Source organism: Buchananella sp. 103232 (assembly GCF_058725725.1).
Genome location: NZ_JBZXJM010000001.1, coordinates 21,831 through 47,789 on the forward strand (window position 1 = coordinate 21,831; position 25,959 = coordinate 47,789).

Below are 25,959 nucleotides of genomic sequence, written 5' to 3' on the forward strand. Positions count from 1 at the left end.
GGGGAGAAACCGCCGTGTCCGAACTTATGAACCGTTGGTCACGCCAGGATTGGGACGGTTACGATCCCGGCATATCGGTTGACGACTGGCTGGCGCTGCTGCACGACGAGAGAGTCTTTACGCGGTCGAGCTTGGAGATCGTCGCGCGGATCAAGGATTCTGGCGGGGAGTCCTCCTGCAAGCTTCTGGAGCAGAAGTACGGGGGCACGTACCAAACCTATAAAACACGTAGCACTTCGTTAGCTAGACGAGTCGCACAGGAGACCTTATGCCCCGTGCCAGTGCGGAAAGACGGTAGAACTCAGTGGTGGCGTGTGCTCTACATCGGCAGGGACGCGGAAAAGGACGAAGTGGGCAGCTTCATCTGGCGGCTGCGCCCGGAGCTGCTGGCAGCGCTCGACCGATTCGACACCTCCGAGGTTGCTCTTTATGTGTCTAACGAACCCAACGGAGAAGAGGAGCCCTTGGACCGCGAACGGCACTATTGGTGGCTGAACGCTAACCCCCGGAAGTGGAGCTTTGCCGATATTGCTGTGGGCGAGGAACAGAGCTACACGCTCTACAACGAGCGCGGAAACAAGCGCCGCATCCACCAGCACTTCCTGGACGCCCGAGCGGGTGACCTTGTTATCGGCTACGAATCGACGCCGGTGAAGCAGATTGTGGCGCTGGGGCGCATCGTGGCGGAGCAAGACGGGGAAGAATTGCGGTTTGGAAAGACCGAGGGGCTTCCCACTCCCATCGACTACGAGGTCTTCGCTGCGTGCCAGGAACTGAGGGAGATGGAGTTCCTCAAGAATCCGATGGGCAGCCTGTTTAAATTGACGCCCGAGGAGTACGACTTCCTGCTGGACCTCATCCGTGAGGAGAATCCGGCCCCGGAAGAAAAGGTAGCGGCCAGGTACTCACGAGCCGACTTCCTGGCCGAGGTCTTCATGACCGAGGACCGTTACGACCAGCTCGTCTCTGTGTTGGGGCACAAGAAGAACATCATCCTTCAGGGCGCGCCGGGCGTCGGGAAGACGTTTGCCGCCAGGCGGCTTGCCTGGTCACTGATGGGGGAGAAGGACGACACCCGCATCGAGTTCGTCCAGTTCCACCAGAACTACTCCTACGAGGACTTCATGCTGGGGTACAAGCCCCAGGGTGAGGGCTTCGAGCTGCAGTACGGCGTCTTCTACCGGTTCTGCCAGCGCGCAGCCAACCAGCCGGACAAGGACTTCTTCTTCATCATTGACGAGATCAACCGAGGTAACCTCTCAAAGATATTCGGTGAACTGCTCATGCTGATCGAGCGGGACTACCGGGGGCACAAGGCAACCCTGGCGTACAACGGCATGACCTTCAGTGTGCCGGCCAACCTCCGCATCATCGGAATGATGAACACGGCCGATCGTTCTTTGGCACTGATCGACTACGCACTGCGCCGACGCTTCAGCTTCTTCGAGATCGAGCCCGGCTTCGACTCAAAGGGATTTACCTCCCTGCGCAAGGCGCTCGCGAGCGCGGAGTTTGACCGTCTGGTGGGGGTAGTGAAGGAGCTCAACACGGCCATCGGCAAGGACAAGTCGCTGGGGCGAGGATTCTGCATAGGCCACAGCTACTTCTGCGGTCGGCCAGAGGCTACCGAGAAGTGGCTGACGGAGGTGGTCGACTACGACCTCGCGCCGATGCTGCGGGAGTACTGGTTCGACGACGAAGACAAGGCGGAGAGCTGGATCCGTAAGCTCCACGAGGTGCTAAAGCCGTGATCAAGGACAAGAGCATATTCATCAAGAACGTGTTCTATATGCTCTCCTACGCCTTACAGGACCTACGCCCCGACCGCGAGGAGGACGTTGCGGGCGAGGAGTTCGAACACATCCACGATCTCTTCGCGGCGATCCTGGCCATGGGCATTACCCGCCAGCTAAAGCGGGGACTGCACCGCGAGTACCTGAGCCACACCGAGGACCTTGGCACCCTGCGGGGAAAGATCGACCTACCTGGCACGGTGCGCAATCGTCTGGCCCGCCGGCAGAGTCTTTCGTGCGAGTACGACGAGCTCAGCGTGGACCACCTGATGAATCGGGTGCTCAAGACCACCGCGATAGTCCTGCTGCGGCATGGCGCGGTAAGCGAGCAGCGGCGCGACGAGCTGCGCAGGCCCCTGCTGTTTCTGACCGAAGTGACGGAGGTAGATCCCGCCTCGATCCGGTGGGCATCGATCCGCTTCACTCGCAACACGCAGAGCTATCGAATCCTGCTGTCCATCTGCCAGCTGGTGCTGGAGGGCATGCTGCAGACCACCGAGCGTGGCGAGTTGCGGCTCATGAGCTTCCTGAAACCAAAGAACATGGCCCGGCTGTTTGAGAAGTTCATCTTGGAGTACTACGCAGCCGAATGCCGACTGGCCAGGGCGAGCTCGCCGCAGATCAAGTGGGCGCTGGACGACGGGGTGGGCACGATGCTTCCCACCATGCAGAGCGACATAGTGCTCAGCCGGGACAACTGTTTCCTGATCATCGACGCGAAGTACTACTCGCGCTCCACGCAGGCGCGGTGGGGTAAGCACACCATCCTCTCGCAGAACCTCTATCAAATCTTCGCCTACGTGAAGAACAAGGAAGCCGAGCTGGCAGCCAAGGGAGTGCCCCACACGGTCTCCGGCATGCTGCTCTACGCCAAAACCGATCAAGACGTGCAGCCCGACGGTGACTACCAGATGAGCGGAAACCAGATCGCGGTGCGCGCACTAGACCTGGGTAAACCCTTTGCCGAGATCAGGGCTCAGCTGGACGCGATCGCTGCCGCGCATTTCAGCTAGGGCCCCGCAACGAATGCGGGGGTGGATGACCGGCGGTGGCCAGATCCGTCATTCGTGCGGCCGATCCTGGTTGATCTCATGGGCGGCGCTTAGGGCGTCAGCCGACTAGCAGGGGCGGCCAGAGGGGACGTCGGCGGGCCTCCACGGTAGCGGAAGGCCTGCCGGTGAGGTTCGGTTCTCCCGACGGACCTGCGCAAACGACTGTGCACTTTCCCTACCTGTCGAGGGGTTATGCGACCTGTTGAGGGTTTAGTGGACCGAACCCTTGTTGTTGGACAGTCCTGGTCTTGGGAGGGATTGTGTCGATAGAGGAGCGTTTTCAGCGTCGGTTGATGGTGCTGGATTTGTATGAGCAGGGCTTGCGGGTTAGTCAGTGTGCTGCGCGTGCGGGCGTGTCGTATGAGACAGCACGCCGGATTTGTCGGGAAGCTGATCGTGATGGTTTTGACCTAGCCCGTCAAGAACGCGTGCCGCGTTTCTGGCCGGTAGAATTAAAGACCGAGATCGGGATGAGATGGCTTGCTGGTGAAAACGCGGGCAAACTCACTCGCGAGTACGGACTACCGGCCGGTTCTTACCCGATCATTTTCGGACGCTGGCTAGAGGACAGAAAAATGGTCGACCCTGAAACAAGCGCTAAAGCCGCATACGAGCGCATTAACCGCGCCCAGAAAGCAGGATACCGATTCGAGCATTGGGGTAAATGGCTGCAAGAAATGCGCCACCACATCGAAACAGCCAAGGCTCAAGCCCCCAACGAAGAAAAACGCCAGGCTTTGGACGCGCTACACGTGGAGCTGCTGGAAAAATCTTGTGCTTTGAGGGATGAGGTTGATACGTGGCAAGAGCTCTTGATCCTCTTGGTCACTACCCTCAAAGCCATACACCCGGTATCAAGACTGTGCGCGATCGTGGGGCTTGCTCGCTCGACCTACTACTGGGCCCGGAAACGCTCGAACCAGCCCAACCCGGACCTAGAGGTAGTCAAGGCAGCCTTTGACTACGCCCAAGGCCGCTATGGGTGTCGGCGCATCACCGCGTTGATCGCTCAGGGCTTTGGCAACTACCCACCCCAGGTGTTCAACCACAAGAAGGTCGCCAGACTGATGAGGATGGCCGGACTGAAGGGGGCCTGCCCGCGTCGTAAGCACTACCGTTCGTTTGCTGGCACTCAAGCCAAAATCCCTAACCGTCTCCAACGTCGGTTCCATGCCGACAAGCCCGGTAAATGCCTGGTCACTGATATCACCCAGATTTCCTGGGCGGGCTCCTGGTACTACTTCTCGCCCTTGCTAGACCTGTACAACAACGAGATCGTGGCCTGGCAGCTAGGCAAAAGCGCCACCACACAACTAGTTACCAACATGATCAAACAGTATGCCCAAAAAGCAGACTTGACCGGGACAGTGATCCACACCGACCAAGGCGGGCAATACTTCTCATACGACTACCGCGAGCTGATTGAATCCCTAGGCGCTTGCCAGTCAATGTCTCGTAAAGGCAACTGCTTGGACAATTCCCCCGCCGAAGCATTCTTCGCCCGCCTGAAAACCGAACTAAACCTCAACTCAAACCCCCACGACGACTATGAAAGCCTGGAGGAACTAATCAGCCAATACATCACATGGTGGAACGAAGAACGAATCGTAAGCAAACTACACACAAGTCCGGTAAACTACCGGCAACAACACTACAAACTCACTGTCTAACAAACAGGGGTCAGTCCATAGTGCACCTTTCGAGGGGTTACCGGGTCGGGTAACCCCTCGAAAGGTCGCATAAAGGCTCAAGAGGTGCACTAAGTGCTCGGGAGGTGCATTAACTGCTCAATCGTTTGCGCACGCCCGAGCGGACTACGGCCCATTCGGTGGCATCGGTGCCGCCCGCCCCATCTGCTGCCGAACGCACCTGCCGCCCACCGCACGTGCCCCGGCGAGGGCACCCACACTCCGCCCCGCCTGCTGCGAACGGCAAAAGAGCGCGGGCCGCGCGGATGAACGACCGCGCGGCCCGCACCAGACCTCTGGGAAACCTCAGTGGGCCACCTTTTCTGCACGTGCGGCATACCACTGGCTCAGGCCCACGAACACGGCCCCGCCCACGATGTTGCCGAGCAGCACCACGCTGAGGTTGCGCCCGGCCTCCGCCCAGGTGGCGTGGTCCACGCCGTGGAACAGGCCCAGGGAGAAGGTGGTCATGTTGGCCACGACGTGCTCCATGCCGGAGGCCACGAAGGCGGCCATGCCCCAGGCCATGAGGATCATCTTGGCGACGTCGCTCTTGGTGCGGGTCACGGCCCACATCGCCACGCAAACCAGGACGTTACACAGGATGGCGCGGAAGAACAGCGCCGTGGTGGTCTTGTGGGTCTTGGCGGCCACCAGGGCGGCGAGCGCCTGCCCGGGCACGGCCTGCGAGTCCATGATGCCCGAGCCCAGCACGATGGCGGAGAGCACCATCGCACCGGCCAGGTTGCCCAGCACCATGAGCGCGAACGCGCGGGCGGCCGGCCCCAGCGCCACCTTCTTCTCTAGGAGGCCGACGGGCAGGATCATCATGGCCGACGTCGCCAACTCGCCGCCCGCGAAGACGCACATGATGAGGCCGATGCCGAAGATGCCGCCCTCGACCAGGGAGGCGAAGGGAGAACCTGCCATCCGCAGGGGCCCACCGGCGGTGAGCATGAAGATGTCTGCCAGGCCGATGAACGTGCCGGCCATCATCGCGGCTACGAAGTAGGGCAGGACCGCCGCCGATGCATTGGCCTTGTGGTTGGCTGCCGCCACCTGGGCGGAAATGTTCTCAATCTGCGTCAACACAGTCAGCAATTGTCCAGCCTGGACGGAAGCTGAAAGCGGGACCTTTGGAAGGGGAACGCCGCACCACTATGCCGCGCCGCGCCGCCACGACCGCCCCGCCCCGCGCAGCTCTGCCGTGCCCGCGCCGCACCGCCACGACCGTCCCGGGCGAGGGGCGGCGGGCGGAACGTCGTCCACGCAAGGCCACCGCGCTCAGCCGTCAACCCCCTAGGGGCGGCCGCTTAGTGACCAGTACCAATGTGTACCTTGGCCTGGCAGGCGCCTAGACTTGCCGGGTGACTAATACGCCGCTACAGCTTTTTACCTCTGAATCCGTTACTGAAGGACACCCGGACAAGGTCTGTGACCGCATCTCTGACGCGATCCTGGACGCGATCCTGGCGGCCGACCCGCTGGCCCGCGTGGCCGTGGAGACGCTGGTGACGAACGGTTTGGTGCACGTGGTTGGCGAGATCACCACCGATGCCTACGTGGATATCCAGGCGATTGTGCGCCAGACAGTCAACGAGATTGGCTACACCTCCTCCAAGATCGGTTTTGATGGCAACTCGTGTGGCGTGGCGGTGTCGATCTCGTCGCAGTCGCCGGAGATAGCGCAGGGCGTGAACTCGTCGCTGGAGAGCCGGGGCGGGCAGGACGTGGACGCCTACGACCGGCAGGGCGCCGGCGACCAGGGCCTCATGTTCGGTTACGCCACGAATGAGACGCCCAGTTTCATGCCGCTGCCGATTCACCTGGCTCACCGCCTGGCCGAGCGCCTGACCCAGGTCCGTAAGGAGAACCTGGTGGCGGGCCTGCGCCCGGACGGCAAGACGCAGGTGACGATCGGTTACCAGGACGGCCAGGCGCGCTCGGTGGAGGCGATCGTGGTCTCCACGCAGCACGACCCGAGCGCCACGCAGGAGTACCTGCGCGAGCAGATCGAGCGCTACGTGATCGCCCCGACGCTGGCTACCGAGCCGGGCCTGGAGGGCCTGGTGGTGGAGCCGAAGATTTACGTCAACCCGTCCGGTTCGTTCGTGGTGGGCGGCCCGATGGGCGATGCCGGCCTGACCGGTCGCAAGATCATCGTGGACACCTACGGCGGCATGGCCCGTCACGGCGGCGGCGCGTTCTCGGGGAAAGACCCGTCGAAGGTGGACCGCTCTGCGGCGTACGCGACGCGCTGGGTGGCGAAGAACATCGTGGCCGCCGGCCTGGCCGACCGCTGCGAGGTGCAGGTTGCCTACGCGATCGGCAAGGCCCGCCCGGTGGGTATCAACATCGAGACCTTCGGCACCGCCCACGTGGATGAGGCCGTGCTGCGCGCCGCCGTGGACCAGGTGTTCGACCTGCGCCCGGCCGCCATCATCGAGCGCCTGGGGCTGCGCGCCCCGATCTACAGCGCCACCTCCGCCTACGGCCACTTTGGCCGCGACCTGGAGCAGTTCTCCTGGGAGCGCGTCGACCGCGTGGAGGAGCTGCGCGCTGCGGCCGGCCTCTGACCGGTCTAGTTGAGGGCGGCCGCCTGGCACATGGGTTGCGGGGCGGCCGCCTTCTTTTGTGCCCGCCGGGCGGTTTGGGGGAGGTGGCCGACGTTGCCGCCCGGCCTGTTTGAGAGCGCGGCCGGAGGCTAGCCGGCGATCTCGCGGATGGCGTTCGCCACGAGCTCGGGGGCGGAGATCGGCATGTTGTGGGTGGCGCCGGCGGCGGTGCGTAGCTGCGCGTTGGGGTGCTTTAGCGCGGCCTCGAGGTGGGCGACGTTGATCGCGTCGCGGGTGTGGGCGGACTCGCCCTTCATGGTGGCGCCGGCGGTCATGAGGAGGGTGGGGACGTTCGGTTGCTCGGCTTGGTGACGGGCCAGTTGCTCTAGGCCGTCGCGCAGGTTGCGCAGCTCGGCGGCGAACTCGCGAGAGGCGGCGAAGGTGGTGGAGGCGCGCAGGGCGGGGGTGTAGTCGAGCGGGCCCAGGGGCTTAAGAAGGGGACGAATCAGCAGGGGGAGTAGCCCCAGGTAGCCGAGCACGCGCACGGCGACGCGCTGGAGCTTAAGGGCGGTGGGGCGGAAGAACTCGATGAGGTGCTCATCGGTCGGGTCCAGCAGCACCATGCCGCGCACACGGCCGAGGTTTGGGGCGTTGGCCTGGCACCAGTTGCGCACGATCGGGCCGCCCCAGCTGTGGCCCACCAGGGTGAGGCAGTCGTAGTCCTGGGCGGCGATGACGGCGGCGAGGTCGCCACTTTGCCGATCCAGGCTGCGTTCAGCCGTATCGCGGGTGGAGGCACCGATGCCGGCGCGGTCGTAGGCCAGCACGCGGTATGCACGGGAAAGCAGGCGCATCACTGGGGCCCAGTAGCGGGCGCTCATGCCCATGCCGGCCTCTAGGACGATGAGCTGCCCGCCGTGACCCATGGAAATTGTGGACAGGCGGCGCCCGTCCGGGGTGGGGACGAAACTGGTCTCGGGTTCGAAAATCGCCATTTTGCTCAGGATTTCGACTCGGGGAACAACCTGGTGTCGAGTCTATGTGGCGGGTATCGCGGGAAAGAGGGGAAGCAATTTAGATAGGGGCGCATAAGTTCCTTTTCGGCTGCGCGGTCGTGGTGGCGGCGGGTGTGACGGCGGTGCGGGAGTGGGTGTGGTGGTGGTCGGGGTGGGAGTGGCGATGGTCGGGGTGCGTTGGGTGTGTAGGGCGCCTGGGCGTTCCCAGAAATGTTGGTGGGCTTCGGTAGGCTGCCTGCAAAAGGCCGCACACGGTGAATCGGGTCGAGGCGAAGCGAGGGGAGGTGGCGCGGTGAGCGAGGAGGCTTCGCTGTTCGAGCTGCCGGAGGCGCCGCCAGCGCCCGTGGCTTCGCGCCTGGCCCAGCCGGTGGCGCGTGTGCTGCTGCAGGTGCCGCTGCCGCACCTTAATCAGAGCCTGGATTACCTGGTGCCGGAGAAGTGGGACGCGCAGGCCCAGCCGGGTGTGCGCGTGGTGGTCACGCTGGCCGGGCGCAAAGTGGACGGTTACGTGATCGAGCGCGCCACGGAGTCCAAACACCACCGGCTGGCCGAGCTGGTCAAGGTGGTCTCCCCGGTGCCGGTTTTGAGGCCGGAGGTGCTGGCGTTGGCGCAGGCGATGGCGCTGCGAAACGCCGGTGCGGTGGACGACGTTCTGCGCCACGCCATCCCGCCCCGCCACGCCCGCGCGGAGAAGGCGGTACTAAAGGATCGCGCCGAGGATCCTGCGGGTGGTACGGAGGCTGCGGCGGCCGATGAGGAGACCGGGACCGTAGCGGGCGATGTGGGAACTGCGGTGGGCGAAGCCGGGGTTGTGGCCGGCGAGGTAGCGACTGTGGAAGGCACGGCGGGCGACGAAGCGCGGGCGGAAGAAGCGGTTGCGGCGCTTGAGGGTGGGCTGAGCGAGTACCCGGGCGGGGCGGCGTTCCTGCGGCACCTGGCCGCCGGGGAAGCTCCCCGGGCGGTGCACTGCACCCTGCCGCGCCCGGACTTAGAGGCCGGGTGGGTGCGGCCGCTGCTGGAGGCGGCCGCAGCAGCGCACCGGGCGGGACGGGGCGTGATCCTGTGCCTGCCCACCACGCGGCTGCTGCAGGAGGCGGCGAGCGCGTGGGCGCAGCTGTACTCGGAGCTGGAGGAGCCGGAGCTGTGGCAGGAAGGGCCCTCCGAGCAGCGCTACGGCATGTTCATGCGAATCCTGCTGGGCAAGTCCAACCTGGTGTTTGGGCTGCGCGGGGCGGTGTTCGCGCCGGTGCAAAACCTGGGCCTGCTGGCGCAGTGGGACGACGGCGATGATCACTACCAGGATCCTTCCGCCCCCTACTGGAACACGCGCACGGTGCTGGCGCAGCGGGCGGGCCTGGAGGGTTGCGCGGTGCTGCTAAGCGGGTACTCGCGCAGCGTGGAGGCACAGTCCCTGGTCGAGCAGGGCTGGGCGGTGAACCTGGAGGCCGACCGGCAGGAGCGCCGCGCCCGCACCGCGCGGGTGAGGGTACTCGATGAGGTGGACCAGGCGCGCGACGGCAAGGCGGGCCACTCCCGCTTCCCGCCGCCGGCCCACGCGGTGGTGGCGCACGGCCTGCAGAAGGGCCCGGTGCTGGTGGTGGCCAACCGGGCCGGGTACGTGGAAGCGTTGTTGTGCGACTCGTGTGAGGCGCCGGCGCGGTGCGGCAGGTGCGAGGGGCCGCTCCGCCTGCCCGCAGGCGTGCCCGAGCCGCGTTGCTCCTGGTGCGATCAGCCGCAGCGCTTTACGTGTGCCAAGTGCGGGCACGTGCGGCTGCGCGCGGGGCGGATCGGCGTGAACCGCCTGGGGGAGGAGCTGGGGCGCGCCTTCCCGAACGTGCCGGTGCTGATCTCTGGTTCGCGCAGCGACGGCGGCGTGGTGGAGGCGGTGGATGCCCGGCCAAGGTTGGTGGTGGCCACGCCGGGGGCGGAGCCGCGCGCGGAGGGCGGCTATAGGGCCGTGGTGTTGCTGGATCCGACCATGATCGCGGCGCGTCCGGAGCTGTGGGCGCCGGGGGAGGCGCTGCGGCGTTGGCTGGCGGCGGCGAGCCTGGCGGCGCCGGGCGGGCAGGTGTTGCTCACGGCCGGGGCGCCGCAGAACTTGAACCAGGCGTTGGTGCGGTGGGACCCGGTGGGGTTCGCGTCCGCCCAGCTGGCTGAGCGGGTGGAGTTGGCCTACCCGCCGGCGGTGCGGATGGCGTTGCTGAGCGCGGAGGCGCGCGAGCTGCGTGGCGCGTTGGCCCAGCTCAAGCTGCCCGAGGGGGCCGAGCTGCTGGGGCCTTTCGATCACGAGGACGGCTGGGCGCGCGCGATAGTCCGCGCGCCGTTGGCGCGCGGGGGCGCGCTATCGCGCGCCCTGCTGGACCTGGCGGGCCTGCGCTCGGCCAAGCGTCAACCGCTCCAGATCCGCCTGGACCCGACCGAGCTTTGGTAACTCCACCTGTTCGAGCCACCTCACGGGCCGGCTACACCATGGAACCCTCGATGACGCGGCTGAGATCCTAAGCAGTTGCAACATCGCTTCAATACGCACCGACTAATGTCCTCAGCTCCAGAAGTAGAGAACTAAATAGAAGGCATCCAGGAGGCGCTACTCAACCAAGGCGACGCGATGGCTCTACAAGTCTAAGAGGAGTCACAAGCAGCCTTACCAGACATCTGCGCCTCCTGGTAGGGCAACACAACAAGTTATACAACCTAATCTTTGCTATCGACACGGGTAGCTGCAGTTGGGTAGTCTACGCCTGAACTGTACAAACGTTGCATGTGAACTGGGAACACGGTGGACGAAATGCTCGATTGGTGTCTTATAGGTGTATCAGCACAACCAAGAACTCATTCAACACCAAGTCCCTCAGTGGACGTATCAAGTGGGGCAGTCGACGGCGGTGCAGAAGCTGCCGAACAGATTGCGAATAATCCCATTCTCTCATTCGTGCTGAGCGTTACCCCTTGGATCGTCGGGCTAGGTTTACTTGCTGCATTGGGCATAGCAGTGTGGTGGTGGAAGACTCGACGAGAGCAGGAAGGACTTAGTGGCCTTTTTGACAAGATTGTAAAGGGCTTGCTAGGAAATAGGCAGCAAGTCGGAAGAATCACTAAGCTTGATACCTCGGTGGTACAAATCAATCCGAGTGACCTGAGCGATATTAGGAGGTTCGGAGAAGACCTCTTCAAAAAAGAGCTCGAGAACAAGGTTCGGAACCGCGCGCGGGTAAAGGGGTGGATTCTTCCTGAGGGCGAAAGATTGTTCTCCTTCCAGGATGACCAGACTCTCGGGCGAGGCACAGTAGTTGTGCATGACGCTCGACGTTTATTGCGTGGCGCAGATGAGCGCGAGCGCGAAGCGTTGAGACAATCAATGTATGTAGATCCAACAGCTGATCTTCAGCCCGGTATTGGACTTACTGAAAACGATGGTAATGGATCAGTGAGCTACCCCCAAGGAGCCCGTAGCGATACTGGTTGGAGGTTGCAATTCTGTCGCGGGGAAAACGTTCTACGAGAGTTTCCGATTGTCGGTAGTCTCGAGATTGGGCGAGTGGACGTATACCGCTGGTTGAAGACACCCGCGGCAATGTCCAGGAAGCAGTTTGTGATCGAAATTAGTGGGGAGGTGCCAACCATCTTCAATCTTAGCGGAAACGGCACCCTAGTTAATCAAGCCGGCTTTAATAACGGTCGACAGTTGATTGCTGACGACATAATTACCGTACCCGCTCTAAACCCCGACGGCTTTTACTTCGTGTTGACGAAGATTGCCTAGCCGGAATTCCAAAGCACTTTGGCATTGTTGAGAGAATGAATATTAGTGAGCGATGATGAATTCACGTCACCCTGTTCCTGACTACGGACAGCTTGATGAGATAGGAAGCCAAAGGCGTGGTTTGAGGCGACCGGACGGAGCCGGGACATCGCGAAATGGCGACGATAATGATTCGAGCGAAGCGATACTCAATGCGCTCACTGCACCGTTATCGAACGGTCATTATTTGCACCAACCGGCGCCGCAGAACGTTACCGGCCCTTTTGGTGCAGAGGAAGAAACCGCTCCGTACTTGGTTAGTACACTTGAACGGGATTCAACGCCAGTACCAGAATCGGCCCCAATCTGGAGTCGTGACCTCACTGGAATTCTAACGCCTGAGAAAATTGCGCAATGGCTTCGGAATACCAGAGAACCGTTTTCAACGTCAAAAGCGTATAGAGAAGGTACGAGGAGGTTCGAAAAGGTCGTGTACGAGGAGTTTGCGTTCAAACTCCGAGTATATAGTTCCAAATCCGTCATAGTGGGCGGCGAAGCTGCTGTGGCTAAGGTGCAAATTATCGAGCCTGCGAAGTTTGACAAACTATACGCGTTGAGAGTGCTCTCAACTGCCACAGCGAACGGAACACCGCTCTCCAAAGAGGACATTAACCACAGGCGATCTATTACTACTGGCATTGCAACCCTTGCTACCGAACAGTCGTACGATTACCCGTCATTGTTTAAAAATGTCGCTAATGTGGACATTGTGATCGGCGGAGAGGGTGGCGACGTAAGATTACAAGCAGAAATTCAGGAATGGGAGACACCCCTAAGTCATTATCTTAGAGAGCGTGGCAGTTTTAAAGCGGATGAAATAGTTAAGCTCATTTCGCCGATGCTTCACACTAGTTACAACCTCTTTACTGAACATGGGATTATCCATTCCGATATCACCTTCAACAATGTCTATGTCGTTGATGGGCAGCTTAAGCTGAATGATTTCACATCCGCAGTCGTGCTGCGCGAGGGTAGAACCGCGGAGTTCGATAAGGGGCGTGGCGTTCGTCAGCTAATGCCTCCTGAGTGGCGATCAGTTGACGGACCCGTTGTGCAGTACACCAAAAAAATCGATTGTTGGTACTACGGTAACCTAATTTTTGCCATGGCTACCGGAAAGCCTTGTGTGTGGAACGACGATCGTACAGCGCGACTTGACGATCTCGAACATCTCCCAGAGAAACTGCGCGAAGTTGTAGAAAGTTTGACTGCGTTGGATCCGGACGCAAGGCCCGATCTGGACTGGGTGTACGAGAAGCTGAACGGGGAGCGTGTGCCACAAATAACTCAGACGCGTACCCCATCCACGGTATCAGAGGATTCTAATCCTGGCACGATTATGACTGCCTCTCCAACAAACGAAGACGTTGTTTCGGCAAACAATGTTGAAGATCGTTCAATTGAAGCGGAACACCACGGAGCCGCGAACAGCGAGCCAAGCGTAAGTGTGGTTCGGGCAAAGAAACTGGTGCAGCTTCCAGACCTATCTGAAGTATTCAGAGTGAGCGATTTGTCGTTTCTTCGACAACAGTGGGAGGAACTTGACTCCGACGATGGAATGACTGGTCCCGGCCAAAAACAGGTGCAGCGGATTGCGCGAAAACGGCTTTCCGCAGCGCTTATGGGCGTGGAGAGGGACACGTTTGCAAGGTTTAGAAGCGAACAGACCTTCCTTAAACTGTTCAAGATGCTGATGGTTGTCGTCGCGACAATCGGCTCTTTCTCAATGTATGTGCTCTTATCCGAGGGGATTTTTGCCGAATATCAAATAGACGGAACTAGGATTAGTAATGCGTGGTGGCGTAACGTATTGTTTGTGGGAATCGGAATGTTGTGGGGGGCATTCATTTTCCTGCAGGACAGGATATTTATAATCCAGTCCCAGCGTGGACGTATTGCCTGGTGGGGTGGTTTAATCAGATTCGCGCTGGCGCTCGTGGTAGCTTTAACTGTCGCAACGCCATTAGAGATGAAGTTGTTTTCGAGCTCGATTGACTTGGAGCTTGACAAGATTGTCTTGGAGAACGTGAACGAACGCAGAATCGCAGCGAGTGAGTCGGATCTCCAAACCGAGGTTGAAGCTTTACAGAATGAGGTGGATGGAATCACGCGTACCGCACGTGGCGAAGCGGCGCATAGTATATTAGCTACCTTCGATCATCGGACCGGATTCTACGTGGTTCCGGATGACGTTAAGTCGAGTCTGAAGGGGCCTTATGAGAACTACAATGCGCACGTCGCTAATGTCGAAGAAAAGAAGAAGTTAATGGACTACTGGCATGCCGCATGGGTTTGTGAGGAATACAAAAACTGCGACAAGGCAAACCAGTTGGAATATCAAGGGTCGGGGCAGGCAGGATGTGAAAGGCACTGTGAAGAGGCGTTGGAAGAGTACGAGAACGCGCAAGCGGAATATACCAGCCTGAGTAGACTTTCAGAACAGAAAAGGAGCGAGGTAGAAGCGGCAGTAAAACTAGCGACCTCTGTTGACCCCGCCGAACAGAATTCTGCCCTTGTTCGTCTTTGTGGCGACGGCGCCGAGATCTCTGACTTAGAAACCGAGCCAATGTTGTTGGATAAGCCTTTGAATCAACGCCCGGCGCCGCGCGATGTGAAAGACGTTCCGTCGTGTGAACGAGGGTTAGTATTCGACCTGGCCGTGATGAAGAGTCAGCTGGCGGCGGCAGGTGACGTAACTTCCGCATTTAAAGACCGTGGTTTTTCGCCTAAGATCCGAGCACTGTACAGAGTGTTATTGAATGACAACCATACGTTGGTACACGGTGTGGCACTAATGTCGCTGATCGCCTTAATAGAGTTGATGCCCCTAATTCTACATTGGACTAGGAAACGAAAGGAAATTGACCCAGTGGCGGAGTACGAAAGGAAGTGCGCGGAGCTTGAAACCGAAGTCTCTAATCGTGAATTAGAGTTCCGGCGGAAGTTGCACGAGTCTATTTACGAATACCGTCAGAGAATGCTTCAACTACAACTGGAGTTCGCTACTGAGCTGTCGGCTCGTAAGAATGAACTGAACGCTGAAGCGTTAGCGTATGAGTTGGTGCAAGGGGGCACAGTAGTTAGGGGGGGAAATGTCGACGATACAGAATAGAGTGTTTGCTGCAATTAGGCGAATGCGTTTGGAGGTAGGCGATCGACTGAGTCTTGGAATTGCCACTCCCGTATCACTGAAGGAGCTCCGTGATCACATATGGAGTGAAATGCGCCGATGTGCTGTTTCAAGCGGTGGAGTTCGAAAGATTCCCAACGACATTACTGTGTACCTGAATCCTACATCGCTACAAGCATTGTGTGATAAGTTTGGAATACTGGCCGATCTAGAAGACGCTCTGATCACAGCAGTTCGGGAGGAGAATCGATTCACGCGGTTTTCTACAAATGACCCGTTCTGTATTACAGTGCGCCCTCGTCAGTACCTGCCGCAGTATGATATTGATGTTGAATCGGCCTTTCGCGTCAATCCAGTAGTAGATAATTCGGATCATGACTTGAACATGTCGCAACACCTTAGGGTCGTCATTGGAGCACCCTTCCGTGAGCTCTTTCAGTGCAATCAGGGATTGGTCCGTGTCGGTCGTAGCCTGCAAAACGACTACGTGATCACGAACCCGGGAGTGCCTCGGAAATGGATTGAGCTTGATGTATCAAAACAAGCGGACAAGTTCTGTTTCAAAGTTAGATGTGTGTCAGGACGTTTTGATGCATATGTATGGGAGGAAACAGATGGTTGGATCCCCCTCAATAGTGACCGAACGTTCTCCGGCGAGGTTACGTTCAAAACTGTTGATGTTAACCAGAACAATGTGTCAATACATTTTGTAATTAGATGATTGGTGCAGGCAGTGTTCCATAGCCATCTAATAATTGGGTTGATCGTTGGCCACTTAGCTTTTACTTGGAAGCTTGCGGTCAGTAAACCCGCGCTCGATTCTAGGGATATTGGCAGGCTGGGTAGACGTGAGAAGATACTAACATTGCTTCCGGCTGTCGTACTGGCTTATGGATATCTGATCAACGACTTATATGTTCTAGGCCATGTGCGCTGGAAAATTATGGTCAGCGTGGTCCTGTTAGGATTAACGGGTGCTGTGCTGTTGGCAGCAGCTACAAGGCGGCTGGCTTACCGTAATTATGCGATCATTCCTGCGGTCAGTATGCTACTCGGCTTGGGATATTTGAGCAATCATCCTGTTAGTGTCCGCCAGAACGGTTACATTGGATATTTTGACCCCGTCAATCGGGAGGCGCTACTCGTTTTCACGATAGCGTGTCTCGTATCGGTGATTGTCTATTTTGAAGTAGATCTAGAAAATCTCCTTCACAACACTTCACTCAACTTCCTGTTGACCATTCTGATTCTGCTTGGCCCAATCTGGTCGCTTACGCCTCCGGTGGAAGGTCAGTACGTGAATATAGATCTTCCCCTATTGCCGTCCTTTCAGCATGGCGAGTTCGTAAAACTATTTCTCATACTAGCACTTTCAGGACTGACTCTTTGCACGAGAACGTTAGAGATTAGGCGGAATCGGTCGATTGCTAGGTACATTCCAGCGGCTACGCAACTGTCATTCGTGACTTTGATGACTGTCGGATTCTTGTTGTTGGGATTGGGTTTTTATAGAGACAGGGGAACAGTCTTCATAGTACTGATTCTTTTGTTGGTAGCAGCGTTCTCATACAGTAGATATCAGGCGTTCATTACAACAACTGCCGCTTCCATGGGCGTTATCATTGTTACGATATACTACTTGGCGGGCATGAAAAGTGCTCGAGTCGACTTTTGGTTCTCACCTTTTAAGGATGGAGTGGAAGGTCAAATTCCTTTAGGGCTCCAAGCAATCGCTCGTGGAGGCGTGTGGGGTTCCGGTATTGGTAGATACGATTATAGCCTTGAGAACATTCCAGCAGTCACAAACGACTATGTTATCGTGCCGATAGCAGAGCAGCTTGGCATGATCGGCGTGCTTTCAATAGTCATGCTCATACTTGGCCTGGTGACTATTGCAGTTCGCACCAGTTTCGCTACTGCTCCAGGTGCGCTCCGGCGTGTCAGTCTGTTATCTGGTTCGCTGGTTTTCCTGCAAATGACCGTAATAGTGGGCGGTGTATACACCGTGTTGCCGTTGACTGGCCAAGCGCTGCCGTTTATGTCCAAAGGACTGTCTGCGAAAGCTCTGCATATTTTCATTGCGTATATTCTGCTGTATGCGTCGCATACTACCGTTCAGCAGACGAAGTGGGACGGCCGATGAGTAAAGAAGTCAGTATTCCTGAAAAGATTGTTGCGTTCTCTATCTTCGCAATAACGCTTTTACTTGTAGTGGCCATTGGGTTCGCTCATGTTGCGTTTCCTGAAAGACTCGCATCTGTTGGGCTGCTTCAAACGGCAGGACTGCGTTCAGCGTCAAGAGGCTCTATTTACGCAAACGGTGAGCTACTTGCTTCGGGAGTAAACGAACGGATTTATCCATTGGGTGCGAATGTTTCGCACCTTGTTGGTTATTATAATAGTGATCACTTGTTGCCGGTGGGAGCAGAGTACGTGCTTTCTGAGACGCTCGAAGGCGACGGTATTGGTTGGCAAACGAACGTCCTAAATTACTTCAATCCTTTTCCGGAAACAGGCAACGATGTAGAACTCACAATAGATCTCGCGCTTCAAGAACGCGCAGTGAAGCTAATTGACGAAAGGCGAGGTGCAATCTTTGCCTTCGATCCAACAACTGGCGCTGTAAAGGTACATGTGAGTTCGCCGTCGTTTGACCCGAATGAGCTCGCGGGTGGTGCGGCTGCGTTGATTCGGCATGCCGATCTTTCGAATGGCGCCGGAGGTCCGCTAACAGACCGTGTAACTGCGAGTGTTTATCCGCCTGCCTCAGTGTTCAAGATTATAACCGCAGCAGCGTTGATTGAGGGAGGGGCTACGAGCTCGTCCTCCTATGCCTCCCCAAGCCACATTGTTTTTGAAGATGGTAGGACGCGTCTGTCTAATTTCAACGGCGCTCCTTGTGGAGACGGACATGTCACCTTGGCGGAAGCGTTTGCTAGATCTTGCAATACCACATTTGCATTAGCGAGCGATGACATCACGGCTGACGTTCTTACGGGCCAAGCTGCTAAATGGGGTTTTGGGCATGAGTTCTCTTACCTAGGGAAAACATTCCAAAGTGTGCCACCATCAAGTGATGACGGAGACGTTATGCGGCTCAGTGCGATTGGCCAACACGACATTCGCGTCACGCCCTTTCACATGGCGTTGGTAGCTGCTGCAGTAGCTAACGAAGGGGTCGTCAATTTTCCGCACATTGTAAAACATGTACAAGATTCGTATGGCTTTCCAGTAACAATGAACGAGGAGCGAACGTCGGAGGTTTGGGTTCGCCCGGAAATTACGGACGAACTCAAGCAGATGATGGTCGACGCCGTTGAAAAGGAGTACGGTACCGCACATGACGTCTACAGTCGACCCGGTGCGGTAGCAATGAAAACCGGCACAGGTGAAAGCGGTGGCCCTGAGCAACCTCAGGTGGCTTGGGCTGTGGGTTTTGCCCCAGTCGATACCCCTAAGTACGCTTTTGCGGTGTTGATTGAGGGCGATGACAAGGAGCCATATCCTCTTGGGGGGCGTGATGCAGCGGTGATTGCCGCTAGTCTGTTTGCGGAATAGCCTGGTTGACAACTGCTGTTGAGTAGAATTAGGGATAGTAAATGGTTGGTATTTGGGAACGGGTTCGCCTATCGAAGCGTCTCGGCATTCCGGTTGATGTTTTGGATTCGCTGCTATCTCTGTATAATATCAGCTACGATAGCGTGTTACGCGGTGAGTATGGTTCCAGCTCGATTGTTGCGCAATCGCTTGATACCGATGGAGTCAGGGCCGAGTTGGGAAATATCAATCGGCAATCCTATCTAGATTGCAAGGTCGTTGACTTTGTTAGGATGGGTGTTGTGTCGGAGCATGACGTGAATGTCATACGTTGCGTAGGTTTGAATACGGCAATAGTGCCTGACACGCTTGATGATGTAACTGCGCAAGTGCTTGCCGACGGTGCGTGGGTACTGATGGACATCAGCGTTCCGCCGGGAAATAGTGGTGAGGTGATTTTAAAGGGGATCGATATTCTGTCCGATCCAACGCCGATTGGCAATGACAACAAGGGTGGGGCATCATTGTTCAAGAGCAGTGCGCTAATGGATTTAGTGTATCTTCTCGGTTTTGACGGCGCCGACATAAGTGAGCGAGACTGTATCGAAATTTGCGCTCAGCTTCTTCCCTATGTTCAACCTGACCTAGGGATGCTGATCGCTAGGAAGAGTATCTACGATCTAGGTCCTTTGGATCTTCCTGTGCCAGAGTTGTGGCACCCAACCTGCATAGGGAAACAGCGGTTTGGTAGGCTTTCGATATTCTTTGGGGAAGGTTCGGGCACTGCACTGGAACATACAGTTCATACCGCGCACCTTGAAGAGCGCGATGGCGGTGTGCAGGTGTTGGACCCTCTTGGGTGGGGTGATCGGGTGCCAGGACTTGAACATTTAGGCTCGAGCTATCTTCGGAAATGCGATCAGTACTATTTTTACACGCATGCTTCGTCTAGTGGTAATGCGTTGTCGAACGACTTCATTCCCCGCCTTCGGAAATGCTTGAATAGATTTGGCTTACAGGCCAGGATCAAGCTCGTTGTGCCGCTCCTTACTTTAGGTGCGAGGTATAATACCGGGTGGCAGCAAACCTCGAACGCGGCATGGAGAGATATTAGGTCGCTGTTAACGATCGCGCGCAACGTGAGCATTGATGAAGATTTGCTCGATTCTCTTCATTATCCTGCGGAGTTGGACGCCGAAGATCGTTCTGCAGTGCGTGAAATGGTTCGCGCATTCTTGAGGTTGGTGCCAGTTAATGAAGGGGGCGGCGAATCCTTTCTTGATGAGGTGCTTGATTTTGCAGTGCAATCTCGTGTTTTAGCGAAAGAGATCCTCCTTGGCGGGGCGTCAAGCGTGGTACGAGAGGTGTCGAGGCTAGGGAGTAAGTCTTCCGTACCATCCATAACAGAGAGGCGGAGCGAGGAAGTTCAGTCGGTCGGGCCCGTCGGGTGTGCTTCGACTTCAGCTTGCTCGATGCCTGTCAAGGTTGTGACGGGTAGTTCGGATTTTGTTCGGGGCGAATCGGGGTTGATAGAAAACGTCCAGGCGGAGGCTGTTACGGAGGTTTTACCAACGAATCTCTTTGTGGGGACTCGGAGGTTCGAAGAGGATCAGGTTGGGGTGTCCTATGAGCGTTTGTTTTCTGATTACTTTCACGGGGTCAAGAGTGTTCGAGTAGTGGATCCGTATGTTCGGCATCCCCATCAGGTTTCGAATCTCGCGTATCTTATTGCTGTCGCTGTTCAAGCCAATTCACCTGTTGAGCGTCTGGAGGTTTCTCTCGTTACGTCAACGAGTCGTGGTGATGAATGTGAAGGCGAAAGGGCGCGGCAGCTATTGCTCCTAGATAGACTTGTTAAAGACGTTAAGCAGTTGGGGGTAGTGTTTAGTTACTCGTTCGATTCCAGTATTCATGACCGTTCGATTCAAACGGATAATGGATGGGTCATCTCTTTGGGGAGAGGTCTCGACATCTTCAAGGGTTACCGGAATTCGACGAACGTCCTGTGTTACCTTCCAGAGTTGTCTCGCGTCAGACGCTTTCAGGTGACTTATCAAAGAGAGGAGACGGTGAAGGATGGGTGAGTAAGTCCGTATGGGAATCGGCTAGATCTTCCGTAGTATTTGAGTTGGGGTTGCGATGGGAATGTTGGGAATGGGTTAGATTTAAAGGTTATGTACTTGGGGCGCCTTGGTGGGTGTTCCGATATGTTTGTTTCACCTTGCTATAGGTGAATGTCGTCAATGGGGTTGGCAGAAAGATTGTCCACGAATAGATTCGTATCAGCCCGTGCGTGTCGCATTGAAGAAGACAGGGAGAATGTGCTTTTCGAAAATCTAGGCCCCGCCGCCTTCTTCGGTGCTCGCTGCGGCGGCGTTGAGCTCTGCGGCGGGTGGAGCGTCGTCCAACTCGGCGTTTGAAGCAGGAGCGCCACCGCCACCGCCACCGCCCGCGCTAGAGACCGCTAGCGTCTGCTCGAGTAGGCCGCGCAGGGCGGCGACCTCGGCGCGCAGCTCGCGCACTTCGCTGCCGGTGGAGAAGAAGTCCTCGCGCATTGGCTCGGCGTCGGGGACGGGGGCGGGGGACTTGATGGTGCCCGGGTCGGTGGAGGAGAGCGAGGACATCGCATCCACGATCACCGCGACGAACAGGTTCAGCATTACGAACGCTGAGACCAGGATGTAGGTGACAAAGAAGATCCACGCGTTGGGGTGGACCTCCATCACGGGCCGGACGATGCCGGCGCTCCAGGACTCCAGCGTCATGATCTGGAACAGGGAATACAGGGAGGCGCCCACGGTGCCGAACCACTCCGGGAAGTTGTCGCCGTACATCATCGTCGCCATCACGGCCGCCACGTAGAAGACGATGCCCATCAGGCCCGCGATGGCGCCGATGCCTGGGATCGCTTGCACCAGGGCTGAAGCGATCCGACGCAGTTGTGGCAAGCGGTTGATTAGACGCATCACCCGCATCACGCGCAGCGCACGCAGCACCGCGAACTGGCCAGTGGCCGGCGCCAGCGCGATCGCCACCACCACGAAGTCGAAGATATTCCAGCCGTCGCGGAAGAAGCGTGGCCCGAGCGCGAACAGCTTGAGCGCCAGCTCTACGATGAAGATCGTCATCGCCACCTGGTTGAGCACGTGCAGGGCGCTGCCCCAGTTGGCCATGATCGAGTCGGAGGTCTCCAGACCCATCGTGATCGCGTTCAGGATGATCACCACCAGCACGGCGGTCTGCGCGGCGGTGGAGAGCACCACGCGGCCCACCTTCCGGCGCAGTCGGTTCAACGCGGTGGTGGGGGCTGGCAGCTGCATGAGGTCGGTTGCGACGGGATCGAGGTCGGCGGCGGGAGAGGCCGCAGGCCCGGCGGCGGAATCGGTGCCGGGCAAGCCGAGGCCGGCGCGGTCGGCGTCGTCGCGCGCCTCCCGCTCGGAACGCTCGGGGCGGTCACCGGCACCGGCGGCCTGGGCGGAGGCAGTGATGTAAGGGCGCATGGACGCGATCATAAGGGCACGCAGCGTGCACAATCGCTCAGGCGCGGCCATAGCTTCCTCAACACCGCCGGCCCGATTCCGCGCCAACGCCCGCCCGCTCCCACGCCAACGCCGGCCCACTTCCTCAACGCCGCCGGCCCGCTCTTACGCCAACGCCGGCCTGCTCCCACGCCGAGACCCGCCCGCTCCCGCGCCTACGCACCGGCCCGGCCCGGGCCACAACAAACCCCGCCCGCCTTTGACCGCCTAAACTTGGCTCCATGCGTCTTCTATTTGCCGGCACCCCGGAGGTGGCGGTTCCTACCCTGGCGGCCCTGCTGGATTCGGAGCACGAGGTGGTGGGTGTGCTCACGCGCGCCCCTGCCCGGTCGGGGCGCGGCCGCACGCTGCGCCCGTCTCCGGTGGAGGAGGCCGCGCGCGCCGCGAACCTGCCGGTGCTGACGCCGGCGACGCTGCGGGATGAGGACGTAGCGGCCCAGATCCGCGCCTTTGGTGCCGACGCGATCATCACGGTCGCCTACGGCCTGCTGGTGCCGCCCAGCCTGCTGGACGCCGCCAAGCACGGTTGGCTGAACGTGCACTTCTCCCTGCTGCCGGCCTGGCGCGGGGCGGCGCCGGTGCAGCGGGCGATTATGGCGGGCGACGAGCTGGGTGGCGTGAGCGTGTTCCGCATCGAGCGGGGCCTGGACACCGGGCCGGTCTTCGGTACGGCCACCTACGCCTTTGGCCGCGAGGAGACGGCGGGGCAGGTGCTGGAGGCGCTTTCTCACGTGGGCAGTGAGCTTTTGCTGCGCGTGCTGGCCGGGATCGAAGCCGGCCAGGTGGTGGCCCGCCCGCAGGAGGCGGAGGGCGTGAGCCTGGCCCCGCGCCTGGAGGTGGCCGACGCCTTCGTTTCATTCACCACCCCCGCCTTCGCAATCGACCGCCTCATTCGCGGCGTCACCCCGGCGCCGGGGGCGTGGACGACGTTCCGCCAGGCCCGCCTGAAGCTGGGACCGGTGAGCGTGGCGGCGGGGCCGGAGGCGGCCGGGCTGGGCCCGGGGCAGGTGTTGGCCACGAAGAAGGACGTGTTCGTGGGCACCGCGAGCGGCGCGGTGCGGCTGGGGCAGGTGGCCCCGGCGGGCAAGGGCTGGATGGACGCGGCCAGTTGGGCGCGCGGGGCGCGCCCGGCGCCGGAAGAGCTATTGGGCGTAACGGAGTAGAGGGAACCGCAATGAATTACGTGAAGAAGCGCCGCGACTTTGACCCGGCGCGGCACGCGGCCTACACCGCGCTCATGCAGGTGGCCACGGATGACGCCTACGCCAACCTGGTGCTGCCCGCGATCCTGCGCGAGCGCGGCTTGCGCCCGCTGGACGCGGCCTTCGCCACGGAGCTGACCTACGGCACGCTGCGCATGCAGGGTAAGTACGACTCGATCATCGCCTGCAGCGCCACCCGCCCGCTGGACCAGCTGGACCCGGCCGTGGCCGTGCTGTTGCGCATGGGCGCCCACCAGCTGCTCACGCTGCGCATCGCCCCGTACGCGGCGGTGGGGGAGACGGTGGCGTTGGCGCGGCAGGTGACCAGCGACGGCCCGGCCAAGATGATCAACGCGGTGCTGCGCCGGCTTTCGGAGCGTTCCCCGCAGGAGTGGGACGAGCTGCTGGAGGCCACCGAGGGCGAGGACGAGCGCCGCGCCGCGGTGCACAGCCACCCGGAGTGGGTGGTGCGCGCGCTGACGCAGGCGCTGAAGGTGGCCGGGCGCGGTGAGGAGATCGACGCCCTGCTGGAGGCCAACAACCTGCCCCCGCAGGTGTGCCTGGTCGCCCGCCCGGGCCTGGTGGAGCCGGTGGACCTGGCCCGCACCGCCGCCCGCGTGCTGCGCACCCGCGCCACCGCCGGGGTAATCTCCCCGTACGCGGTCAACATTGCGGGCGGTGACCCGGCCCGCCTGCACGAGGTGCGCGGCGCCGAGGCGGCGGTGCAGGACGAGGGCTCCCAGATGGTCGCCGCCGTGCTGGCCAGCGCCCCGCTGGACGGGCCCGACGAGCGCTGGCTGGACTTGTGCGCCGGCCCGGGCGGCAAGACCGCCCTGCTTGCCGGCCTGGCCGGCGCGCGTGGTGTGGAGCTGCTGGCCAACGAGGTCACGGCGCACCGCGCGGACCTGGTGCGCCAGTCCGTGCGCACCTCCACCGAATGGGTGGAGGTGCGCACCGGGGACGGCCGCGAGCTGGGGGAGGAGAAGGAGGGCTACTTCGACCGCACCCTGGTGGACGTGCCCTGCTCCGGCCTGGGCTCGCTGCGCCGCCGCCCGGAGGCCCGCTGGCGCCGCCAGCCGCGCGACATCGCGGACCTGGCCCCGCTGCAGCGCGAGCTGCTGGCCGCCGCGATCAAGGCCACCCGCCCCGGCGGAATCGTCGGCTACGCCACCTGCTCGCCGCACGTAGCGGAGACGCACGTGGTGGTCCAAGAGGCCATCGCCAAGGGTCTGGTCAAGCCGCTCGATGCCGTGGAGGTGGCCCGCATGGTCGCCTCCTGGCGGGAGGACTTCGCTTTCGGTCGCGTCAGCGACTCCCTGGCCGGCACCGGTAAGGCGGGCCGCGTCAACCAGCAGGACCGGGCAAACCAGGACGACGCCGCCGTGGCTCAGCCGGCGGACTTGGTGGACGACGCTGCCGCCACCGCCGAGCGCAGCGATGAGGCCGCTGCGCTGTCCAGTGAGCACGCGCCGCTGGTCGGCGAGCACGCTGGGCCGGGCGATCAGCTCGACGCATCGGGCGATGAGCACACCCCACCGGACGATGGGCACGCCGCACCGGGCGTCCTGACCGGTGAGGAAGTGGACTGCTGCTTCACGCCTGCAAACGAAACTGTCGTGGCGGCCGCTGCTGGCCGCGAGGGCGACGTCGTGCAACTGGACGGCGAAGAGACCGGCCTCGAAAAGGTGACGGCACCGGGAGAGGAAACCGCCCCGAACACCGACGGCCACGCCGGCGAGGCGGGGTTGGAGGCAGCGTCGGACCAGCCGGCCCAGGAGACAGCGGAAGGCACGCAGGCGGGCGAGCCGCAGTTCACTGCCGAGTTTGGGCAGGGCCCGTTCCTGCAGCTGTGGCCGCACGTGAACGGCACTGACGCAATGTTCCTGGCTCTGCTGGAGGTGCAGTGATGACCACGATCAGCCCGTCGATCCTGAACTCTGACCTGCTGGATCTGCGCGGCCAACTCCAGGCGGTGCGCAACGCGGACTACGCGCACGTGGACGTAATGGACAACCACTTCGTCCCCAACCTCACCTGGGGCCTGCCGGTGGTGGAGGCAACCGTGCGCGCCGGCATCCTGCCCATCGACGCCCACCTGATGATCCAGGACCCCGACCGGTGGGCGCCGGGGTATGCGGAGGTGGGGTGCGCGTCGGTCACCTTCCACGCTGAGGCCGCCACCGCGCCGATCCGCCTGGCCCGCGAGCTGCGCCGCCTGGGTACCAAGGCCGGGCTGGGGCTGAGGCCGGCCACCCCGGTGGAGCCCTTCATCGAGCTGCTGCCGGAGATCGACCTGCTGCTCATCATGACCGTCGAGCCGGGCTTTGGCGGGCAGGCCTTCTTGGACTGCATGCTGCCCAAGATCCAGCGCGCCCGCGCCGCCATCAACGCCTCCGGGCTGGAGATCGCCCTGCAGGTGGACGGCGGCATCTCTCGCCAGACCATCGAGCGGGCCGCGAGCGCCGGGGCGGACGTGTTCGTGGCCGGCTCTGCCGTTTACAAGGCCGAGGATGCCTACGCGGAGGTGGAGGAGTTGCGCCGCCTGGCCGCCTGCCACGCGCACTGACCTGGCTGGTCGGTGGTCGATCTGGGATGGTGGGGCGCTTTCCGGCGCGCCTGCGGGCCGGTCGGGGTGGGCTGCTAGA

At 60.2% G+C, this 25,959-nt stretch carries 17 protein-coding genes; 14 read left to right on the forward strand and 3 right to left on the reverse strand.

Annotated elements, in window-relative coordinates; genetic code table 11:
- Positions 1-14 precede the first annotated feature (14 nt).
- From AC4PWQ_RS00110 to AC4PWQ_RS00120, 3 genes are all read left to right on the forward strand, one after another.
- Positions 15-1,751: an AAA family ATPase gene (locus tag AC4PWQ_RS00110; RefSeq protein ID WP_492089414.1), complete on the forward strand. Its 1,737-nt coding sequence runs from the start codon at positions 15-17 to the stop codon at positions 1,749-1,751.
- The gene (gene mcrC, locus AC4PWQ_RS00115; RefSeq protein ID WP_492089415.1) at positions 1,748-2,806 is read left to right on the forward strand and encodes a 5-methylcytosine-specific restriction endonuclease system specificity protein McrC; all 1,059 of its coding nucleotides are present in this window, start codon (positions 1,748-1,750) and stop codon (positions 2,804-2,806) included. The genes AC4PWQ_RS00110 and mcrC overlap by 4 nt, the downstream gene beginning before the upstream one ends.
- Positions 2,807-3,105: 299 nt before the next feature.
- Entirely contained in the window at positions 3,106-4,515 is a 1,410-nt protein-coding gene (locus AC4PWQ_RS00120) for an IS3 family transposase (RefSeq protein ID WP_371152722.1), read from the forward strand.
- Between the two features lie 324 nt (positions 4,516-4,839).
- Here the strand turns inward: AC4PWQ_RS00120 and AC4PWQ_RS00125 are convergent, their stop codons facing one another.
- A complete protein-coding gene (locus AC4PWQ_RS00125; RefSeq protein ID WP_492089431.1) occupies positions 4,840-5,625 on the reverse strand; it encodes a formate/nitrite transporter family protein in 786 nt (261 codons plus the stop codon).
- Between the two features lie 275 nt (positions 5,626-5,900).
- On the opposite strand from AC4PWQ_RS00125, the gene metK reads away from it, so the two are divergent.
- Complete coding sequence (gene metK, locus AC4PWQ_RS00130) at positions 5,901-7,109, forward strand: methionine adenosyltransferase (protein ID WP_492089416.1); 1,209 nt, start codon at positions 5,901-5,903, stop codon at positions 7,107-7,109.
- A gap of 128 nt (positions 7,110-7,237) precedes the next feature.
- Here metK and AC4PWQ_RS00135 read toward each other — a convergent pair whose 3' ends face one another.
- Positions 7,238-8,083, reverse strand: a complete 846-nt coding sequence (locus AC4PWQ_RS00135; protein WP_492089417.1) for an alpha/beta fold hydrolase — start codon at positions 8,081-8,083, stop codon at positions 7,238-7,240.
- 313 nt (positions 8,084-8,396) lie between these two features.
- Here AC4PWQ_RS00135 and AC4PWQ_RS00140 point away from each other — a divergent pair, with 313 nt between their 5' ends.
- The 7 genes from AC4PWQ_RS00140 (at position 8,397) to AC4PWQ_RS00170 (ending at position 20,657) form a co-directional block, all read left to right on the forward strand.
- Positions 8,397-10,535, forward strand: a complete 2,139-nt coding sequence (locus tag AC4PWQ_RS00140) for a primosomal protein N' family DNA-binding protein (protein ID WP_492089418.1) — start codon at positions 8,397-8,399, stop codon at positions 10,533-10,535.
- A gap of 348 nt (positions 10,536-10,883) precedes the next feature.
- A complete protein-coding gene (locus AC4PWQ_RS00145; protein WP_492089419.1) occupies positions 10,884-11,867 on the forward strand; it encodes an FHA domain-containing protein in 984 nt (327 codons plus the stop codon).
- A 52-nt stretch (positions 11,868-11,919) separates the two neighbouring features.
- The gene (locus tag AC4PWQ_RS00150) at positions 11,920-15,018 is read left to right on the forward strand and encodes a DUF4407 domain-containing protein (protein WP_492089420.1); all 3,099 of its coding nucleotides are present in this window, start codon (positions 11,920-11,922) and stop codon (positions 15,016-15,018) included.
- A gap of 22 nt (positions 15,019-15,040) precedes the next feature.
- Positions 15,041-15,757 carry a hypothetical protein gene (locus AC4PWQ_RS00155; protein WP_492089421.1) on the forward strand — a complete coding sequence of 239 codons (717 nt, stop codon included), beginning with the start codon at positions 15,041-15,043 and terminating at the stop codon, positions 15,755-15,757.
- A 39-nt stretch (positions 15,758-15,796) separates the two neighbouring features.
- Positions 15,797-17,179 (forward strand): FtsW/RodA/SpoVE family cell cycle protein, encoded by a 1,383-nt coding sequence (locus tag AC4PWQ_RS00160; protein ID WP_492089422.1) that lies wholly within the window; start codon positions 15,797-15,799, stop codon positions 17,177-17,179.
- Positions 17,176-18,594 (forward strand): penicillin-binding transpeptidase domain-containing protein, encoded by a 1,419-nt coding sequence (locus AC4PWQ_RS00165; RefSeq protein WP_492089423.1) that lies wholly within the window; start codon positions 17,176-17,178, stop codon positions 18,592-18,594. Before AC4PWQ_RS00160 ends, AC4PWQ_RS00165 begins: the two co-directional genes overlap by 4 nt.
- A 41-nt stretch (positions 18,595-18,635) precedes the next feature.
- Complete coding sequence (locus tag AC4PWQ_RS00170) at positions 18,636-20,657, forward strand: MIT C-terminal domain-containing protein (protein WP_492089424.1); 2,022 nt, start codon at positions 18,636-18,638, stop codon at positions 20,655-20,657.
- Between the two features lie 252 nt (positions 20,658-20,909).
- Here the strand turns inward: AC4PWQ_RS00170 and AC4PWQ_RS00175 are convergent, their stop codons facing one another.
- Positions 20,910-22,073 carry an ion transporter gene (locus tag AC4PWQ_RS00175; RefSeq protein WP_492089425.1) on the reverse strand — a complete coding sequence of 388 codons (1,164 nt, stop codon included), beginning with the start codon at positions 22,071-22,073 and terminating at the stop codon, positions 20,910-20,912.
- 260 nt (positions 22,074-22,333) lie between these two features.
- Between AC4PWQ_RS00175 and fmt the strand changes: the two genes are divergently transcribed.
- From fmt to rpe, 3 genes are read left to right on the forward strand one after another with little or no spacing between them, the layout of a single operon-like run.
- Positions 22,334-23,275 carry a methionyl-tRNA formyltransferase gene (fmt, locus tag AC4PWQ_RS00180; protein ID WP_492089426.1) on the forward strand — a complete coding sequence of 314 codons (942 nt, stop codon included), beginning with the start codon at positions 22,334-22,336 and terminating at the stop codon, positions 23,273-23,275.
- 11 nt (positions 23,276-23,286) lie between these two features.
- Entirely contained in the window at positions 23,287-25,221 is a 1,935-nt protein-coding gene (locus AC4PWQ_RS00185) for an RsmB/NOP family class I SAM-dependent RNA methyltransferase (RefSeq protein WP_492089427.1), read from the forward strand.
- Positions 25,218-25,880 (forward strand): ribulose-phosphate 3-epimerase, encoded by a 663-nt coding sequence (gene rpe / locus AC4PWQ_RS00190; protein ID WP_492089428.1) that lies wholly within the window; start codon positions 25,218-25,220, stop codon positions 25,878-25,880. The genes AC4PWQ_RS00185 and rpe overlap by 4 nt, the downstream gene beginning before the upstream one ends.
- Positions 25,881-25,959: the final 79 nt, after the last annotated feature.